The organism is Arthrobacter sp. SAFR-044 (assembly GCF_051965175.1).
GTDB lineage: Bacteria > Actinomycetota > Actinomycetes > Actinomycetales > Micrococcaceae > Arthrobacter.
In genome coordinates, this window is the sequence record NZ_JBQCMK010000003.1 from 425,507 (window position 1) to 442,260 (window position 16,754).

19 protein-coding genes are annotated in these 16,754 nt (G+C 66.3%); 6 read left to right on the forward strand and 13 right to left on the reverse strand.

The annotated features are described in order from the left end of the window. Positions 1–11: 11 nt before the first annotated feature. The 4 genes from ACTHQS_RS07080 to ACTHQS_RS07095 all read right to left on the reverse strand — a co-directional run bounded on the left by ACTHQS_RS07080 (position 12) and on the right by ACTHQS_RS07095 (position 2,402). Entirely contained in the window at positions 12–344 is a 333-nt protein-coding gene (locus ACTHQS_RS07080; RefSeq protein WP_440167328.1) for a DUF202 domain-containing protein, read from the reverse strand. 4 nt (positions 345–348) lie between these two features. Next, on the reverse strand, positions 349–723 hold the full coding sequence (locus tag ACTHQS_RS07085; protein WP_440167425.1) for a YidH family protein: 375 nt from the start codon (positions 721–723) through the stop codon (positions 349–351). 68 nt (positions 724–791) lie between these two features. Further along, entirely contained in the window at positions 792–1,994 is a 1,203-nt protein-coding gene (gene lhgO / locus ACTHQS_RS07090) for an L-2-hydroxyglutarate oxidase (RefSeq protein ID WP_440167330.1), read from the reverse strand. Between the two features lie 48 nt (positions 1,995–2,042). Next, on the reverse strand, positions 2,043–2,402 hold the full coding sequence (locus tag ACTHQS_RS07095) for a YnfA family protein (protein WP_440167332.1): 360 nt from the start codon (positions 2,400–2,402) through the stop codon (positions 2,043–2,045). A 54-nt stretch (positions 2,403–2,456) separates the two neighbouring features. Between ACTHQS_RS07095 and ACTHQS_RS07100 the strand changes: the two genes are divergently transcribed. The 3 genes from ACTHQS_RS07100 (at position 2,457) to ACTHQS_RS07110 (ending at position 5,925) form a co-directional block, all read left to right on the forward strand. Then, positions 2,457–3,482, forward strand: coding sequence for an LLM class flavin-dependent oxidoreductase (locus ACTHQS_RS07100; RefSeq protein WP_440167334.1), 1,026 nt, complete (start codon positions 2,457–2,459; stop codon positions 3,480–3,482). Positions 3,483–3,629: 147 nt separating this feature from the next. After that, positions 3,630–4,727 (forward strand): ferredoxin reductase, encoded by a 1,098-nt coding sequence (locus tag ACTHQS_RS07105; protein ID WP_440167336.1) that lies wholly within the window; start codon positions 3,630–3,632, stop codon positions 4,725–4,727. Between the two features lie 13 nt (positions 4,728–4,740). Continuing rightward, entirely contained in the window at positions 4,741–5,925 is a 1,185-nt protein-coding gene (locus ACTHQS_RS07110; RefSeq protein ID WP_440167338.1) for a fatty acid desaturase family protein, read from the forward strand. A 68-nt stretch (positions 5,926–5,993) separates the two neighbouring features. Here ACTHQS_RS07110 and ACTHQS_RS07115 read toward each other — a convergent pair whose 3' ends face one another. Both ACTHQS_RS07115 and ACTHQS_RS07120 read right to left on the reverse strand, forming a co-directional pair. Further along, the gene (locus ACTHQS_RS07115; RefSeq protein ID WP_440167340.1) at positions 5,994–7,094 is read right to left on the reverse strand and encodes a cation diffusion facilitator family transporter; all 1,101 of its coding nucleotides are present in this window, start codon (positions 7,092–7,094) and stop codon (positions 5,994–5,996) included. Continuing rightward, positions 7,091–7,468, reverse strand: a complete 378-nt coding sequence (locus tag ACTHQS_RS07120) for an ArsR/SmtB family transcription factor (RefSeq protein WP_440167342.1) — start codon at positions 7,466–7,468, stop codon at positions 7,091–7,093. Before ACTHQS_RS07120 ends, ACTHQS_RS07115 begins: the two co-directional genes overlap by 4 nt. Positions 7,469–7,620: 152 nt before the next feature. Between ACTHQS_RS07120 and ACTHQS_RS07125 the strand changes: the two genes are divergently transcribed. Further along, positions 7,621–8,457, forward strand: a complete 837-nt coding sequence (locus tag ACTHQS_RS07125; RefSeq protein WP_440167343.1) for an alpha/beta fold hydrolase — start codon at positions 7,621–7,623, stop codon at positions 8,455–8,457. 60 nt (positions 8,458–8,517) lie between these two features. On the opposite strand, the gene ACTHQS_RS07130 is transcribed toward ACTHQS_RS07125, so the two are convergent. From ACTHQS_RS07130 to ACTHQS_RS07160, 7 genes are all read right to left on the reverse strand, one after another. Beyond that, positions 8,518–10,077: a carbohydrate-binding domain-containing protein gene (locus tag ACTHQS_RS07130; RefSeq protein WP_440167345.1), complete on the reverse strand. Its 1,560-nt coding sequence runs from the start codon at positions 10,075–10,077 to the stop codon at positions 8,518–8,520. A 42-nt stretch (positions 10,078–10,119) separates the two neighbouring features. Further along, positions 10,120–10,911 carry a polyphosphate polymerase domain-containing protein gene (locus ACTHQS_RS07135; RefSeq protein ID WP_440167347.1) on the reverse strand — a complete coding sequence of 264 codons (792 nt, stop codon included), beginning with the start codon at positions 10,909–10,911 and terminating at the stop codon, positions 10,120–10,122. After that, positions 10,908–11,531: a DUF4956 domain-containing protein gene (locus ACTHQS_RS07140; protein WP_440167348.1), complete on the reverse strand. Its 624-nt coding sequence runs from the start codon at positions 11,529–11,531 to the stop codon at positions 10,908–10,910. Before ACTHQS_RS07140 ends, ACTHQS_RS07135 begins: the two co-directional genes overlap by 4 nt. 75 nt (positions 11,532–11,606) lie before the next feature. Continuing rightward, on the reverse strand, positions 11,607–12,698 hold the full coding sequence (locus tag ACTHQS_RS07145; protein ID WP_440167349.1) for a GtrA family protein: 1,092 nt from the start codon (positions 12,696–12,698) through the stop codon (positions 11,607–11,609). A gap of 6 nt (positions 12,699–12,704) precedes the next feature. Further along, positions 12,705–13,679 (reverse strand): phosphodiester glycosidase family protein, encoded by a 975-nt coding sequence (locus ACTHQS_RS07150; protein ID WP_440167351.1) that lies wholly within the window; start codon positions 13,677–13,679, stop codon positions 12,705–12,707. 22 nt (positions 13,680–13,701) lie between these two features. After that, the gene (locus ACTHQS_RS07155) at positions 13,702–14,112 is read right to left on the reverse strand and encodes a response regulator transcription factor (RefSeq protein ID WP_440167353.1); all 411 of its coding nucleotides are present in this window, start codon (positions 14,110–14,112) and stop codon (positions 13,702–13,704) included. Between the two features lie 67 nt (positions 14,113–14,179). Further along, positions 14,180–14,923, reverse strand: coding sequence for a GAF and ANTAR domain-containing protein (locus tag ACTHQS_RS07160; protein WP_440167354.1), 744 nt, complete (start codon positions 14,921–14,923; stop codon positions 14,180–14,182). 291 nt (positions 14,924–15,214) lie between these two features. Here ACTHQS_RS07160 and ACTHQS_RS07165 point away from each other — a divergent pair, with 291 nt between their 5' ends. Next, positions 15,215–15,955: an adenylate kinase gene (locus ACTHQS_RS07165; protein WP_440167355.1), complete on the forward strand. Its 741-nt coding sequence runs from the start codon at positions 15,215–15,217 to the stop codon at positions 15,953–15,955. Further along, positions 15,852–16,730 (forward strand): NAD-dependent epimerase/dehydratase family protein, encoded by an 879-nt coding sequence (locus ACTHQS_RS07170; protein WP_440167356.1) that lies wholly within the window; start codon positions 15,852–15,854, stop codon positions 16,728–16,730. Before ACTHQS_RS07165 ends, ACTHQS_RS07170 begins: the two co-directional genes overlap by 104 nt. Positions 16,731–16,754: the final 24 nt, after the last annotated feature.

Here is a 16,754-nt window from a genome sequence, read left to right on the forward strand (position 1 = left end):
GCCAAAACAGTTCAGCTGACCAAGACCACCACAATGCCCAGGCACCCCAGGGCGACTCCAGCAAACGCGGTCCAGAGCACGGCGGGAAGGTCGGCTTCGATGCTTTCGCCTGCCAGGCCGTGCGACCTGGCCTGGTAGCGGCGGCGCTGGGTGAGGTAGATGGCAAGCGCGGCCCCGCCGGAAACCACCGGCAGGACCAGGATGGGCGGCCCGTAGGTAGGGAGCCAGCGGAGGAAGAACGCGCTCGCTGTCACCAGCGCCAGCATGGTCCGGCCCCATGCGAGGGCAGTCCGCTCGGGCTGGAGGCCGGGATCGCCGTGGGGCTTGGGGGCGCGGGATGCCACCGGATCAGCGCCAGAGGATGAAGACCAGGACGACGGCGGCAGCCAGCGCGCCTGCCCCGGCCAACAGGGGCACAAAGAGCGGCAGCGGCAGCGGGCCCTTGTTGCGCATGCTGCGCTCCACCCGGAGCCACCGTACCGCGGCACCACCGCTGAGCATCATGCCCAGCAGAAGCAACAGGACGGCCAGGCCTTTCCGGACAGGTTCAATGAAAAGGCCGGAGGTGAACGCCTCGATGGCAATGCCACCCGCCAGCAGCGCAAGCGAGGTCCGGATCCAGGCAAGGAAGGTGCGTTCGTTCGCCAGCGTGAAGCGCGGGTCCGGTTCCTCCCCGCCGGGCAGCAGCCGTTCGGCCATTCTTCCGCGCGACGGCGGCACCATCGGCTTGTGCGGCTGCTCACTGTTGGTCACCGGGCCAGTTTAGCCGCGGCCGGTTGCCGGCCTGACCGTCAGGAAGCGTGGCGGAGCGCGGCTTTGGCGGCCAGGTGTTCGCCGATGGGAAGGGCTGCAGTTGCGGCGGGGGAGGGGGCATTCAGGACATGGATCATCCTGTCCGTCTCCGCGAGCAGGAAATCATGGAGCAGCGTTCCATCCCGGCGGACAGCCTGTGCCCGGATGCCTGCCTCGTACGGCAGCAGGTCTGCTTTGACCAGGCCGGGGGCGTATTTGCGGCATTCCTGCAGGTAGCTTCCCTTGAACAGCGAGTTCCGGACTTCACGCACCGCGGTGGCAGCATTGGACCTTGCCACGTGCCACAGGCCGGGAAAGCGCACATAGCGGCCCACGTCCTTGAGGTCCACGGAGAACTTGGGGTAGCCCTCCCGGGCAAGGCCCAGCACGGCATTGGGCCCCACGGTGATGCGGCCGTAGATGGTGGGCGTGAGATGCACCCCCAGGAAAGGCAGCTCGGGGTCCGGTACGGGGTAGATGAGGTGGGTGACGTAATCCGACTTGGTGTCCGGCAGCTCGAAATACTCCCCACGGAAGGGGATGATCTGGACGTCGATTTTCATTCCGGCAAGTTCCGCCAAGCGGTCCGACTGCAGGCCCGCACAGGCCACCAGGCGGCGGCAGGAGTACAGGGCATGGTCCGTGCCAACGTCCACGCCGTCCGAATGCTCCACGATCGAGCCCACTTTGGCTCCGGTGATGACCCGTCCGCCCGCAGCGGATATGAGATCGGCCAGCTTCCGCGCCACCTCCCGGTAGTCCACGATTCCGGTGCTGGGAATGAACAACGCGCCCAGGCCTGAAACGTTGGGCTCGCGCCGGTTGAGTTCGGTCTGATCGATGCGCTCGCAGTCCAGCCCATGGACGGCCGCGCGTTCCTCAAGGCGGCCCAGCCGGTCCAGCTCCACGGCCGAGGTGGCCACCAGCAGCTTCCCCGGCTCGGCGTACCTGATGCCGTGCTCCCGGCAGAACTCCTTGGTCTGTTGTGCGCCGGCCTTGCTGAACCGCGCCTTGAGGCTGTCGGGGGCGTAGTAGATCCCCGAGTGGATGACGCCGCTGTTGTGTCCGGTCTGGTGTGAAGCCAGGGAATCCGCGGCCTCGAGCAGAACCAGGGAGGCTCCCGGCTGCTTCTGCAGCAACTGATAGGCCGTTGCCAGGCCCACGATCCCGCCGCCAATAACGCAGTAGTCCACCCGCTCCACAGGTCCCGCCTTTCGTCGTGGCTAGATTTTAGCCACCCTCCCGCTGCTTTATCCTCCGCTGCGGGGTGCAAACATGATCACGGCCACGCCCAGCAGGCAGACCAGGGACCCGGCGATGTCCCAGCGGTCCGGGCGGAAGCCGTCAAAGGCCATGCCCCACGCCAGGGAGCCGGCTACGAACACTCCGCCGTAGGCGGCAAGGATCCGGCCGAAATGCGCGTCGGGTTGGAGCGTGGCCACGAAGCCGTAAGCACCCAGGGCGATCACGCCGAGTCCGGCCCACCACCAGTCCCTGCCCTCGCGGACGGCCTGCCACACCAGCCACGCACCCCCGATTTCGGCGGCAGCGGCCAGCACGAAGAGCACGATGGTCTTGGCGACAGCGACAGTTTCATCCGGAATACCCACGCAGCCATCATCCCAGCCGGGAATGCAGCTGCTGGCTGGACAGTTGGGGGAGGTATGGAGCGCATCGGATTCCTTTCATTCGGCCACTGGGGCCCTGGCCAGGGTTCCCGCACCAGGACAGCGGCGGACGCCCTGCTCCAGGGCATCGAACTGGCGGTTGCCGCCGAAGAGCTCGGAGTGGACGGTGCGTTCTTCCGCGTCCATCACTTCGCCCGGCAGCAGGCATCGCCCTTCCCCCTCCTGTCAGCCATTGCCGCCCGCACCAGCCGCATCGAAATCGGCACCGGCGTCATCGACATGCGCTACGAGAACCCGCTGTACATGGCAGAGGAGGCTGCAGCGACTGACCTGATCAGCGGCGGCAGGCTGCAGCTGGGGATCAGCCGCGGCTCACCCGAACCGGCCAGGGAGGGGGCGTCGGAATTTGGCTACCGCCCGCAACCGGGCGAGACCGACGCTGACATGGCCCGCCGCCACACCGCCGTCTTCCGCAAGGCCATTACCGGCGCCGGAATGGCCCAGGCAGACCCGCGGTACGCCGGGGCTGCCACCGGCCTCCTCCCCGTCCAGCCGCAGTCCCCGGGACTGGCAGAACGGATCTGGTGGGGCGCCGGCAGCAGGAAGACTGCGGTATGGGCTGCAGAACTTGGCATGAACCTGATGAGCTCCACGCTGCTCACCGAGGACACCGGCGTGCCGTTCCATGAACTCCAGGCCGAACAAATCCAGCTGTTCAGGGACGCATGGGCGGCGGCCGGCCACCCCCATCAGCCAAGGGTCTCTGTCAGCCGCAGCGTGCTTCCCATCGTGGACGAGGAGGACAACTACTACTTCGCGGGAAGTGCCCTCCGCGACGGCCGCGACCAGGTAGGCGTCATCGACGGACTGACCTCACGTTTCGGCAAGAGCTACGTGGGCCCGCCGGACCTCCTGGCCGAGCAGCTCGCCGCCGACACTGCGGTGCAGGCCGCGGATACCCTGCTGCTCACCGTTCCCAACCAGCTGGGCGTGGACTTCAACGCCAAGCTCCTGGGCAACGTCGCGCAATTCGTGGCCCCGCCCCTGGGATGGAGCCGATAGGACGCTGGGAACCTTTTGTGAGACCGAACCGTTACTCTTAAAGTGCGGCGTGGGGACTTCGCGCCCTATCAAGCAAGTGTGTGACTGCGGAACGGTCATATGACGGAGAGAGAGAAATATGGCTCGCGCCGCCCTAGGCTTAACCGTATGATCCGGCTACGGCAGCTGGCCCAAGCGGCCTCGGTCCTCACCACGCCTTTGACGCCTGAGGACGTCCTGGCTCTGTTCAACCCTGTCTACTCGGCCCGTCAGCTGCGCGGCGTTGTCACCCGCGTGGTCCAGGAGACTGCCCAGTCGGCAACCATCTTCTTCCGTCCCGGCCGCGGCTGGAAGGCGCACCTTGCAGGGCAGTGGGCCCGCATCGGCGTCGAACTCGACGGGGTACGCCACTGGCGCTCATACTCGCTCAGCGCCCCCGCCGGCAAAGACCCGGCCATCACCGTCACTGACGTCGGTGCCGTCTCCGGCACCCTGGTGCGCACCACCAAGCCCGGCGATGTCCTGTTCCTGGCCCCGCCGCAGGGGGACTTCGTGCTTCCGGAGCATCCACGCCCCCTCCTCATGGTCACCGCCGGCAGCGGCATCACTCCGGTGATGTCCATGATCCGTACCCTTGTGCCGCGGCGTCCCGATGCCGACGTCGTGCTGGTCCACTCGGCCCGCACCCCCGGCGACAGCCTGTTCCGCGAGGAGCTCGCGGAGCTGGCGGACCAGTTCCCCAACTTCCGGCTGGCGCACTGGTACACCGGCGAGCAAGGCCGTATGGACTTCTCCAGCACCAAGGAGCTGGACACCATCTGCCCCGACTGGAAGGAACGGGCAGCCTACGCCTGCGGTCCGGACAGCTTCCTGGACGACGCCGAGGCATTGTGGAAGCGCGCGGCCCTGACCACCCGCGCGCCCGGAACCGATGTCGCCGTGGCCGGAGACGCCGGCAACCTGATGATTGAACGCTTTAACACTACGTTCAACGCCGGGGTGGGGCACGACGGCGGCCTGGTCACCTTCGAAGCCTCCGACCGCGAGGTGGAGGCCGACGGCGACACCCCCATCCTGGACATCGGCGAGGACGCCGGGGTGCTGATGCCCAGCGGCTGCCGCATGGGAATCTGCCACAGCTGCCTTACGCCTCTGCTGGCAGGGCAGGTCCGGGACCTCCGCACCGGGGAAATCCACGGCGAACCCGGCCAATTGATCCAAACGTGTGTTTCGGCAGCCGCCGGACCCGTCAACCTCGAACTCTGAGGAGCAGTACCGCATGACTGTCATCTCACCCACGAAAACCACCGCCGCAGCAGGCGCCAACGCCGGCACCTCCAGGACGCGCCCCGGAAAGCTGGCCGAATCGGGCAGCCCCAGCGTCCGGCCACCGGCCGCCGCCCACCTCACCGACGAACAGGTGGCTGAGCTGGGCCGCGAACTCGACGCCATCCGGGACGAGATCCTGGGCAAACGCGGCGCGGAAGACGCCGCCTACATCCGCCGCATGATCAAGATCCAGCGCGGCCTGGAACTTTCCGGCCGTGCTGCGCTGCTGGTCAGCAAGAACAAGGCCGCCTGGGTCACGGGCACCACGCTGCTGAGCCTGGCCAAGATCCTCGAAAACATGGAACTGGGACACAACATCCTGCACGGCCAGTGGGACTGGATGCGGGACCCGGACATCCACTCCACCACCTGGGAATGGGACTTCGTCACGCCATCGCGGTCGTGGCAGCACACCCACAATGACCTGCACCACCGCTGGACCAACGTGGTGGGCAAGGACAACGACGTCGGATACAACCTCCTGCGCATGGATGAGCAGCAGCCGTGGAAGCCCATCAACCTGGCCAATCCGCTGTTCAACGCAATCCTGGCGCCCGTCTTCGAGTGGGGCATTGCCATCTACGACCTCGAACTGACCGAGTACAAGGAAGGCACCAAGTCCAAGGAAGCCCTGCTCAAGGACCTCAAGGCCCTGGGCAAGAAGGTCATCACGCAGTTCACCAAGGACTATGCCGCCACGCCCGCGCTGGCCATGCTGACGGGCTCCGCCAAGCAGGCCCTGTTCGGCACCATCGCAGCCAACGCCATCCGCAACGTCTGGGCCCACGCGGTCATCTTCTGCGGCCATTTCCCCGAAGGAACGGACACCTTCACGGAGGAAATGGTGGACGGCGAAACCCGCGGCGACTGGTACGTGCGCCAGATGATCGGGTCCGCCAACATCTCAGGCTCCAAGTTCATGCACCTGATGACCGGCAACCTCTCCCACCAGATTGAGCACCACCTCTTCCCGGACCTGCCCTCCAACCGGTACGCAGAGGTGGCGCCCAGGGTCCGCGAGATCTGCCAGCGCTACGGCCTGAAGTACACCACCGGGCCGCTGCTGAAGCAGGTTGGTTCGTCCTGGGCCAAGGTCTTCAAGCTGGCCCTGCCCGGCAAGGCCGCCACGGGCTAGGAGCCGGAAATCCATCAACACAGAAGTGGCCCGCCGGCTGGCAGGGCCACTTCTGCGTTTGGTGCCTGCTACCGCCGGGTGGCGGGAGCCAAGAGCATGTGGTCAAGCTTGGGCAGTGCGTGCCGAAGCCTGTGCCCGGCGCGGTCAAGGATCTCTTCCGCCTGCGACAACTCCGTGTCAGCGAGTTCGATCCGTGCCGATCCCTGGAGCCGGTGGCCGGACCACCGCAGCTGCAGGTTTCCTACCGCGAGGACGCCCGGCGTCTCCTCCAGCGCCACCTGTGCGCGAGCGACCAAGTCTGGTTCGATGCCGTCCATGAGCCGCCGGCCGATGCTCCGCACAGTGCCCCAGAGCAGCACCATGATGGCTGCGGAGATGACCAAGCCGACAATGGGGTCCGCCAGCGGAAACCCGAGCATGACGCCGACGGCGCCGATCACCACAGCCAACGAGGTGAAGCCGTCGGTCCGGGCGTGCACGCCGTCAGCCACCAGCGCCGCGGAACCGATCCTGCGGCCCACCCGGATGCGGTAAATCGCCACGGCTTCATTTCCTGCGAAGCCGATCAGGCCCGCTGCCATGACCCAGCCCAGGTTCTGCAGCGGCTGGGGATGGATCAGCCGGTCCACTGACTGCCAGCCGGCAACGACGGCGGAAAGGGCCACCACGGCCACGATGAACAGGCCTGCCAGGTCCTCCGCCCTGCCGTAGCCGTAGGTGTACCGGCGGTTGGCGGCCCTGCGTCCCAGGATGAAGGCAACCCACAGGGGGACCGCGGTCAGGGCGTCGGAAAAGTTGTGGATGGTGTCCGCCAGCAGTGCCACCGAGCTGCTGAACAGGACCACCAGGAACTGCAGCACGGTGGTGGCCAGCAGGACGAACATGCTGATCTTCAGCGCCCTGATGCCCTCGGTGCTGGCCTCCATGGCGTCGTCAATGGAATCTGCGGCATCGTGCGTGTGCGGGACGAACAGCTCGGTCAGCCAGCCCTTGAACCCGGAATGGTGATGGTGGCCGTGGTCATGACCGTGCCCGTGGTCGTGGTCGTGGTGGTGCCCGTGGTCGTGGTCATGCTCGGTGGGGTGCTCATGACCGTGGTCGTGCCCGCCGTGCCCCTCCGCATGGGCGTGGCTGTGGGTATGCGTTGACTCCTGGTGCGGCCCGCTCATGAGGCACTCCTTTGCGCAGAATGGTTGGTGATGCGGTGGTGTGCCGGCTCTCCGCCAAGGGCGTGTTCGGCCTGGAAGATCGCATCCGCCACCAGCTGCCGTGCATGCTCGTTTTCCAGCCGGTAGAGCACACGCGTCCCGTCCTGCCGCGTGGACACCATCCGGGCCAGGCGCATTTTCGCCAGGTGCTGGGACACGGCGGCGGGTGACTTGCCCACAACGTCCGCCAGGGCGCCCACCGCCATCTCGCCGTCCCGGAGCGCCAAAATAATCCGGACCCTGGTGGCGTCAGCCAGCATGGCGAACACCTCCACGGCCAACTCCACGTACTGGCTGTCCGTTCCCAGCGAGCAAGTGTTCTTATCTGCATTCATGCGCATATAGTGTCATAGCTTCAGGGTCCGTGCACGTTGAATCCGTCGTTGCTGGCAGACTGCTGGGGTACGGCCGCGCACCCTAGAGTGGGAGGTGCACGGGCACGGCGCTCTGCCTGCCGCCTGGTCAGTCTCGAAAGGAATTTACCCCGATGGCCTTCATCACCGTAGGTACTGAGAACAGCACTGATATCGAGCTCTACTACGAGGATCACGGCTCGGGCCAGCCCGTGGTGCTGATCCACGGCTACCCCTTGGACGGGTCATCCTGGGAGAAGCAGACCGCGGCCCTCCTGGATGCCGGTTACCGCGTGATTACCTACGACCGCCGCGGCTTCGGCAAGTCCAGCAAGCCCACCGAGGGCTACGACTACGACACCTTCGCGGCGGACCTCAACACCCTGCTGACCACCCTGGACCTGAACGACGTGGTGCTGGTGGGCTTCTCCATGGGCACCGGGGAAGTGGGCCGCTACCTTGGCACCTACGGCTCCGCCCGGGTGGCCCGCGCCGCGTTCCTCGGATCCCTTGAGCCCTACCTGCTCAAGACCGACGACAACCCGGACGGCGTCCCGCAGGAGGTGTTCGACGGCCTCATGGAAGCAGTCACCGCGGACCGCTACGCCTTCTTCACCGGGTTCTTCAAGAACTTCTACAACTCAAACACGTTCCTTGGCACCCCGCGCCTCAGCCAGGAAGTCATGAACGCCGGCTGGAACCTGGCCTCCGGCGCCGGTGCCACGGCTTCTGTTGCCGCCCAGCCCACCTGGCTCACGGACTTCCGCCAGGACATCCCCAAGATCGATGTCCCGGCCCTGATCGTGCACGGCACCGCCGACAACATCCTGCCCATCGACTCCACCGGCCGCCTCTTCGCCAAGGCCCTGCCCAGCGCCGAGTACGTGGAGATCGAGGGTGCACCGCACGGCCTGCTGTGGACGCACGCCGCGGAAGTCAACGAGGCACTGCTCGGCTTCCTGCGGAAGTAGGAAAAGCACGCGTCCGACGGCGGCACGCGCCGCCGTCGGACGCGGCAGGAAAAGCGGCGGTCACCAGCGGGGTCCGCCGCCGCCCGGCCCCTGCGCCGCGGTGTACTGGCCCGCCGTCACCGTTCCCACCTGCTTGGCGCCGTCCAGGCTTCCACCGCCGAGTCTCGCAGTGGTGGTTGCCGTGCCGCCGGTGTAGACGGTGTACTGCTGGCCCTTGGCGATGTCCGGTGAGGAGAACACCAGCGAAGCCGCCGCCTTGGTAGTGGTGAAAGCGGCCACCACCTTGCCCGAGGAATCAGCCACCTGGATGACGGTCCCGGCCGGAACCGACGAACCCAGCGCCACCTGCACCCCTGACTGGGTGGAGGAGTCGCCCGGGGTCACCACCATGCCCGAGCTGCCGGCCGCCGCGACGGTGCCGCCTGTCACCTTCAGCTTGCCATTGACGTCCAGGGCGCCGTTGTTGCTGGCGGTGGGGCCGTTCACCACCACGGTCCCGCCGGAAATGCTGGCGTTGCCGTTGGAATCCAGGCCGTCGCCCTGGGCATTGATGGTCAGGGCGCCGCCGGTGACGTCAACGCTGTAATCGCCCACTTCCATGCCGCCCCCGTCCATGCCGCCCCCGCCGGAGGAGGATGAGGCACCCGAGGCGTTCACGCCGTCGTCGTTCGACGTGACGGTGGTGGTGCCGCCGGAGACCACGATGTGCTGGGCCTCCAGGCCCTCCTCCGACTTGGCCACAGTGGCCGTGCCGCCGGCAATGGTCAGCGTGTTGTAGGCCTTGACCCCGTCATCGGCCGCCGAAACATTCAGGGTGCCGCCGTTGAGGAGCACCCAGCCCCGGCCTTCATCCGTGTCGTTGTCCGACTTGAAGCCGTCATCCCCGGCTGTCACCTGGTAGGCCCCGTCCAGCAGCACGGCGTAGTCCTTGCCTACGATGCCGTCATCCGCGGCCTTGACGGTGACGTGGCCTGAAGCGAGGACCAGGCCGTCCTTGGCGGAAATGCCGTCCTTGAAGTTGCCGTCCACGGCAAGGGACCCGGTGCCGGCAATGGTCAGGTCCGCCTTGGAATACAGCGCCGCGTTGGGGGCGTCGGTGCCCTGGTCGGCGTAGCTGGAGGCGTCACTGAGCGAATTCGTGGTGCCGTCCGCGAGGTACACGATGGCTTCATCGGCACTCTGGACCATGAAGGGGGAGCCGCTGGAGTTCGAGACGCGGGCTCCATCCAGGATGATGCGGACGGTGTCCTTCTCTCCGGCAGCTACCACAAGGCGGCCATTGGTGAGGGAGCCGCTGAGGCGGTAGGTCCCGGCGGCGCTGATGGTGACGGTGTCGCCGTCCACCTTCAGGCTGTCAGAGCCCGGGGCAACGGTGCTGGCACCGTCGGCCAGGGTCACGGCCACTTCACTGGCGGCATCCCACGTGAGGTCATTGGAATCGAAATGGGTGTCCTCCGCCAAGGTGTCCACGGCGACAGCGGCCGTGGTCCCGGTGGTCGCCGTGGATGACGATCCGGTGACCGCCGAAACACCCGTGGTGGTTCCTGCGGTGGCGCAGCCTGCCAGGCCGAGGGAGAGGGCCAGGGCGGCCACGGAAAGATAGGAACGGAGCTTTTTCATGAGGTTTCCTTGGAGTTTGGGGGGTGGTCAGCGGGCCGGCGGCTACGCAGCAAGCGGAACAGGCCGGAGTGCCATGCGGCGCAGTGTCCGGTTCCAGCGGTTGGCGGGGAGCCCCGGACGGAGGGCCGCCATCCCGGTGGCGAACTTCGAGATGCGGGACGGCCTGACGCCCGCTGCCCAGAGGTGCCGGTCCAGCGGGCCGGCCGTGGACCCGGACTTGGTTTCAAGGATGACGGCACCGTGCAGGACCCAGGGCTGGTGGCCGGGGCGCTGCCAGGTTACGTCGGTGTCAATCGTGGCGCGGCTGCCGGACTCGGGGAGGTAGAGAGTGGTCCGCCCGTAGCGGGTTTCCAGCACGGGCTCCAAAGGCAGGGCCGGTACGTTGCTTCCCGAGGCGCTGAGGGTTTCCCGGACGTAGGCCAGGCCTTCCGGAGTGAGCCGGGCCCGGTCTTCCAGCCGGTACGGGATGCGCTCCTTCACCGTCGCCTCGCGCGATCCTTCCGTCTTCACCTCCAGGAAGCTCACGGCGCTGTCGACGTAGGTCCGGGTGCGGATCTTGTACCGCCGGCGCCTGCCGTGGGCGGCCAGCAGGTAGCTGTCCAGGTCCGCGGTGTCGAAGTAGACCGAGTCGTAGGCGAAGCGGCGGGATCCGTCCATGTCCAGGACGCGCATGCTGGTGCCGGCCGAGGCCAGGAGCCTGCCGGCGAGCTCCAGCGGCACAATGTACTTGCGGTCAATCCGGGTCTGCAGGGCAACTTCTGCATTGAGTTCGTCCAGGCTCACGGGCGGCAGGAGGCGGAGCTGGCCGACGGCGGCGTCCGCAGCGGCGGTCATGCCGCACCTGCGTGGATGCGTTCCGTCGCGGTTACTGCCGGTACATCATGCGCGGCGGGTACGGCAGCGTGTCCGGCGGGGATGTAGGCGAACCGGACGTCCACAACGGTCTTGTCATTGACCAGGTCCAGTTCCGAGATGGTGGCGGAATGGACCTTGCCGTGGAGAACCTCTTCCAGGCGGGCGCAGAGCTCGCGGTCCTCGGAGATGGCACGGTCAAGAATCACGGTCTGGTGCCGGTAGGACGGCAGCACCCGCGGGTGGTCGCCCACGAACATCACCAGCAGGATGAGCCCCATCAGGGAAACGGTCAGCCACACCGGCTCGATGCCCAACCCGGCGATGAGGCCAAGGGCGAGGGCGGAGAAGTAGTAGGCCACCTCGTGCTGGGACAGTTCGGTGGAGCGGAGCCGGATGATGGACAGGACACCGAACAGGCCCAGTCCCAGTCCCAGGCCCGCTGCCGAATCCGACAGTGCCGTGGCCACGGCCAGTACGCCCACGTTCATGCCCAGGTAGGACACCACCAGGTCGCGCCGCCGGTGCCGACGCAGGTACAGGGCGAAGGTGAGGAGGCTGATGGCCGCAAGGTCAGCGACGATGAAAAGAAGTGTGTTCATGTGATTTCTCCGGATGGTTCTGGTGGTCTGGGAAAGACAATGCCGGGCCAAACTGTGCCGGCGCTGTGCTGTTCCCTAGGCCCGAATATGAGTGCGGGTCCGCCGTGGACCGCCGGTGGCGTGCATGGTGGCTCCACCGGTGAACAGGAAGCGCTGCTGTACGGCAAAGCTGATGGCAAGCAGCGCGATCTCTGCGAGGAGCTTGGCAGGCAGAGCCGGCACTGCCATGGCTTGGAGGGCCCAGACAAACCCGAAGTTGGCGGCCAGCAGCACGGCAACCAGGGCGAAGTAGCGTATTCCGGTCGCATGGGCTGGCTGCTCCCTGCCATGGGCGAACACCAGGTGCCGGTTGACCAGGAAGTTCACCGCCGAGCTCACGGCCCGGGCACCGACCACTGCCAGCAGCAGGGAGTCGATGGCCACGGTGAGCAGGACGAACACCAAGGTGTCCACGAGGAAGGCCGTGAAGGAGGACGCAAGGAACTTCAGCAGCGGGGCATAAATCCGGGCTGAGTCAGCCAGCGGCCGGAAGTGGGAGCCGGAGTTGTGGTCCAGGTAGACGGTGGCGATATCCACGGGGTCGATGGCATAGCCGTTGGTCTTTGCCTCAAGCAGCAGGTTCAGCTCAAATTCGTAGCGGTCCCCGCGCACAGAGCGGAGCCAGGGAAGCAGGTCGGCCGGGTAGCCACGAAGCCCCGTCTGGGTATCCGGGATGCGCTCGCCGGTGGCCAGGGTGAAGAGCAGCCCGGTGGCAGCGTTGCCCAGCCGGCTCCGCGCGGGGACGTTCCCGGCGAAGCTCCTGCTGCCCAGCACCATCGTGGCCTGCCCCCACGGCAGGACCCGGTTCTCCCGCAGGCGGTCCGCCACGCGAAGGATGTCCGCCACAGTATGCTGGCCGTCACTGTCCGCACACACTACGTCCCGGCCCGGAAGCTTGTCCGCGATGAAACCGAATCCGGCCCTGAGCGCGAAGCCCTTCCCACGGTTGCGGGCGTAGCTGACCAGATGGCACCCAAGGGACCTGACGTCGTCGAACACGTCCCGGAAGGCGGGTCCGCTGCCATCGTCAACCACCACGATGGAGGCCCGTGGCCGGACGTTCCGGATGGAACGGATAAGGGCGGGAAGCTGCCCGTCGGGCTCATAGGCGGGGATCAGGATGACCATGGCGTCCTACTGCCCGATGTAAAGGATGTCGGAGGTGCCGCGTTCCTTGTTCTGGCCCAGCGGGTTGTTGACCAGCGATCCGTTGAAGTACATGGTGGACGAGCCGCCGCCGTCGATGTTGTAGGCCGTGGTGGCGCCCAGGCCCTGCATGATTTCGGCGAGCCCGGTCATGGTGACGCCGGCGCTGTAGCCGGGGCTGCGGCCGTCCACCACCACGAACACCAGGTGGTTTTCGTCGATGATTCCGACGGCGGTGCGCGGCTGGTCGCCCTGGATGGAGTGGTTGCCGAAGTTGGTGTCCACTTCCACGCCCTCGATGCCCGCGGCAACCTGGCCGCCGTCCAGGAGGGACGGACCAAAGGAGAGGGTGTTCCAGACGCCGTCGGCTACAAGCTGCGCGGCCGTAGTGGTGGTTTCGTCATAGACCTTCACGGTTCCGTCCCGGTAGAACGCCAGCCCCTGGCGGGCACCGGCGTCGCGGAACACCACACCGTTGCGGATCACGATCCCGGTGTCCCGGAAGCCGTAGTAGTCCCCGTTGACGGCAAAGACGGCGTTGTTGTCGGCTGCGATCGCGGAGGTGGTTTCGGTGATGTTCGCACCGAAGCTGTCGTTGGCGAATGCGGACTTCAGGGCCGTGGCGTCCGAGAGTTCGACGTCGGCAGCATAGTAGGTGACGGTGCTGTCGCCGCTGCCCGTGGTCACCTTGGAGATCGAGATGGTGGATGAGCCGGAGACGTAAGAGGTGGCGGTGGTGACCGCGCCGGTAGTGCCGCTGGAAGCTTCGGAGGTGTTCGCCGTCGTGCCTGCCTGGCCGGCCTGGTAGGCGGAGACGTCGGAGATCTCGACGTGCGGGACCACATAACGGTCAACTGCCCAGGCGGCCGCCCCTCCCGCGGACAGCGTTAACGCCACCGCCCCTGCCGTGACGGCCCGGCGGAAGCGTCCGGGTTTGCGTAGTGATCGCTGCTGAGGAGTCATGCCTCATTTCTAGGCGGCGAACTTAGCAGTGGGATTTGCCCGGTATGTGTGGCTCCTGTGAAACATCCGCTGCCGGGCACAGCTGCCCGGCAAGCTCTTTCAGTTCCTTCGGATGGAAAGGCTTGGTGAGGTAGCCGGCAGCCCCCGACGCCATGCCGGCCAGCACGTCGTCTTCCTCGGAGCGGGCCGTCAGGAACAGCAGGGGTGCGGTGGTGAGGGCGCGGATGGCATGGGCCACCACGTGCCCGTCCATGTCGGGAAGCCCAATGTCCAGGGTGACCAACGCAATGGCGGGGTCAGCCGCTGCGGCGATGCCCTCGGCACCTGTTCCCACCGCCCTGACCTCGAATCCCGCATGCGACAGGACCACGGAGATCAGGCCCCGGATATCGTCGTCATCCTCCACGACAAGGCAAACACGCTGCTGTTCCATTTGAGCCCCCCGGCGAAAAGTTGGCACCAGTCTACTGGTGGCGGATGCGTTGCCGCTGACGGCCGCCCTACCCGTCGTAATGGGTACGCACAGGTCCCTGCCCCAGCGCATTCACCACCGCAGCGGCCACATCGTGCAGCTTGGTGTTACGGGTGCTTGAGGCGGCCTTCAGGATGTCGAAAGCGTCCTGCTGGCTGCACCGGTTCTGTGCCATGATGATGCCCACCGCCATATCGATGACCGTGCGGGACTCCAGCGTGGCGCGGAGGTTTGCCGCTGTTTCGCTGTAATGCGCAAAGCGCACTGCAAGGCGGAGCGCCAGTGAGGTCTGGCTGACAAAGTCTTCGGCAAACTTGAGCACCCGCTCCTCGAACCGGTGGGCCCGGCGGGAGTACAGCAGCAGCGCAGCCTTGGTTTCCCCTTCAAGCCGGAAGGGAAGTGCCGCGACCGACCTCACTCCCTGTGCTACAACTGCCGTGGAGTATTCCGGCCAGCGGCCGTCCCCTTCGAGGTCCGGAGCGTGGACAGTCTCCTGCACCGTGAATGCCGTCAGGCTGGGTGTTTCGGAGAACCCGTGCTCAAGGCGTCCGATGGACTTTGCTTCCCGGCTGCTGCTGGCAATCGTCGCTGTTTTCCGTTGCCTGAGCAGGGTGATGGCGCACAGCATCTCGTCGCCGGGTTCGGAGAGGTTACGGGCGGACACCTGTGCCAGTTCGTTGAGGAAGTCCTCAACGTCGGAGCTGTTGAGGACCAGTTCATGCAGGTGCTCGGTTATGGATGTATCGGTTTTTGCTGTTGACTCGCCGGCCACGGTTTCTTGGTGCCATTCGTTCAGGTCAAAACGAGCCTGCAACACATAGGCGCCCCGGGAGTGGCGGGGAGCCGGTGATGGTCGCTGGATCGACGAACTTTCCAACGGCCTGCTGCTAAACCGATATCCAGAGTATATACATTGCAGGGCCGGGCGATGCCCATCCCGGCCCCGGCCGTAACGCGGTTTGCTGGCGCCGGACAAGGAGCAACCGGCACAATGAAGCGGGGATCCGGTGCTGCTGCCTCCGCCGCCCCATTCACTGTGGTCCCGCCGCGGAAGGACACGAACATGACCAGGCTTCTCATCATCGGCCCACCGGGCTCCGGCAAGGGAACGCAGGCCGAACACCTGGCGCGGCACTTCCGGGTCCCCGCCGTTTCCACCGGCGACATCTTCCGGAGCAACGTCACCCGGAAGACGCATCTGGGGAACCAGGCTGCCCAGTACCTGGACGGCGGACATTTCGTACCGGACCACCTCACCAATGCACTGGTGAAGGACCGGCTCCTGGAGAGCGATGCCATGCACGGGTTCCTGATGGACGGCTACCCGCGCACGGCGCCGCAGGCGACGGAACTGGACAGGATGCTCGCAGCCCAGGGCCACGCGCTGGACGCCGTCATAGAACTGCAGGCGCCGGACGCGGAACTGGAGGAACGGATGCAGCTGCGTGCTGTGGAACAGGGGCGCACCGACGACACCGTGGACGTCTTCCGGCGCCGGCTGGACCTCTACCACCGGCAGACGCATGAAGTAGTCTCGGTGTACGCGGGCCGGGGCATCCTGGTGTCCGTCAACGGCAGCGGCGATCCGGGCGGAATTACCGCCGTGGCGATCGCCGCCGTCGAACAGTTCCTCGCAGCCCCCGACCCCCGTCCTGACCGGAACACCGCACGGAGAAGCACTCGAACAGAAGGAAACCCTGATGAGAATTGCCGTTACAGGCGGAAACGGAAAACTGGGGCGGCACGTGGTGCGCCGGCTCACCGACGACGGCCACCAGGTCCTCACGCTGGACCGTGCGGGTGAACGCAGCCCGGGGCTCCTGATGGTGGACCTGCGCAACTACGGGCAGGTTGTGGACGCGCTGCTGGGAGTCGATGACCGGCATGACGGGTTCGACGCCGTGGTGCACCTGGGTGCCATTCCCGCCCCGGGCATCCTTCCGGACGCAGCCACCTTCGAGAACAACATGCTGTCCACCTATAACGTCTTCCAGGCCGCGCGGCGCGCCGGCATCAAGAAGGTGGTGTACGCGTCCAGCGAGACGGTGCTGGGGCTGCCGTTCGACGTCGACCCTCCCTACATTCCCGTGGACGAGGAATACCCGCCGCGGCCGGAAAGCACCTACTCCCTGGTGAAGACCCTGGAGGAGCAGATGGCCGTGGAGATGACGCGGTGGGACCCGGAACTGAGCATCACCGGGCTCCGCTTCTCGAACGTGATGGACGAAGCCGATTACGCGAAGTTCCCCTCCTTCGACGGGGATGCGACGCTGCGGAAGTGGAACCTGTGGGGATACATCGACGGCAGGGACGGCGCGCAGGCCGTGGCGCGGGCGCTGGAGAATGCCAAACCGGGATTTGAGGCCTTCATCATCGCCAACGCCGACACTGTCATGAGCCGGTCAAGCGCCAGCCTCGCCGCCGAGGTGTTCCCCGGCGTCAAGGTAACCAAGGAACTGGAAGAGCATGAAACGATGCTCTCCATCGACAAGGCACGGCGCCTGCTGGGATACGAGCCCGAACACAGCTGGCGGAACCACGCAGCAGCCGGCTCCACCACTGGAGGAAGCCAGGGGTAAGGCCGGGTTTGCATTAACCCGGTC

What these genes read in the sequence shown, in the direction of transcription:
- ACTHQS_RS07135 (WP_440167347.1), bottom strand. Translation starts at nt 10,911, where the DNA reads ATGACCGCCGCTGCGGACGCCGCCGTCGGCCAGCTCCGCCTCCTGCCG.
- ACTHQS_RS07110 (WP_440167338.1), top strand. Translation starts at nt 4,741, where the DNA reads ATGACTGTCATCTCACCCACGAAAACCACCGCCGCAGCAGGCGCCAAC.
- ACTHQS_RS07130 (WP_440167345.1), bottom strand. Translation starts at nt 10,077, where the DNA reads ATGAAAAAGCTCCGTTCCTATCTTTCCGTGGCCGCCCTGGCCCTCTCC.
- ACTHQS_RS07150 (WP_440167351.1), bottom strand. Translation starts at nt 13,679, where the DNA reads ATGACTCCTCAGCAGCGATCACTACGCAAACCCGGACGCTTCCGCCGG.
- ACTHQS_RS07145 (WP_440167349.1), bottom strand. Translation starts at nt 12,698, where the DNA reads ATGGTCATCCTGATCCCCGCCTATGAGCCCGACGGGCAGCTTCCCGCC.
- ACTHQS_RS07165 (WP_440167355.1), top strand. Translation starts at nt 15,215, where the DNA reads ATGACCAGGCTTCTCATCATCGGCCCACCGGGCTCCGGCAAGGGAACG.
- ACTHQS_RS07140 (WP_440167348.1), bottom strand. Translation starts at nt 11,531, where the DNA reads ATGAACACACTTCTTTTCATCGTCGCTGACCTTGCGGCCATCAGCCTC.
- ACTHQS_RS07125 (WP_440167343.1), top strand. Translation starts at nt 7,621, where the DNA reads ATGGCCTTCATCACCGTAGGTACTGAGAACAGCACTGATATCGAGCTC.
- ACTHQS_RS07120 (WP_440167342.1), bottom strand. Translation starts at nt 7,468, where the DNA reads ATGAATGCAGATAAGAACACTTGCTCGCTGGGAACGGACAGCCAGTAC.
- ACTHQS_RS07085 (WP_440167425.1), bottom strand. Translation starts at nt 723, where the DNA reads ATGGTGCCGCCGTCGCGCGGAAGAATGGCCGAACGGCTGCTGCCCGGC.
- ACTHQS_RS07100 (WP_440167334.1), top strand. Translation starts at nt 2,457, where the DNA reads ATGGAGCGCATCGGATTCCTTTCATTCGGCCACTGGGGCCCTGGCCAG.
- ACTHQS_RS07170 (WP_440167356.1), top strand. Translation starts at nt 15,852, where the DNA reads ATGAGAATTGCCGTTACAGGCGGAAACGGAAAACTGGGGCGGCACGTG.
- ACTHQS_RS07115 (WP_440167340.1), bottom strand. Translation starts at nt 7,094, where the DNA reads ATGAGCGGGCCGCACCAGGAGTCAACGCATACCCACAGCCACGCCCAT.
- ACTHQS_RS07105 (WP_440167336.1), top strand. Translation starts at nt 3,630, where the DNA reads ATGATCCGGCTACGGCAGCTGGCCCAAGCGGCCTCGGTCCTCACCACG.
- ACTHQS_RS07155 (WP_440167353.1), bottom strand. Translation starts at nt 14,112, where the DNA reads ATGGAACAGCAGCGTGTTTGCCTTGTCGTGGAGGATGACGACGATATC.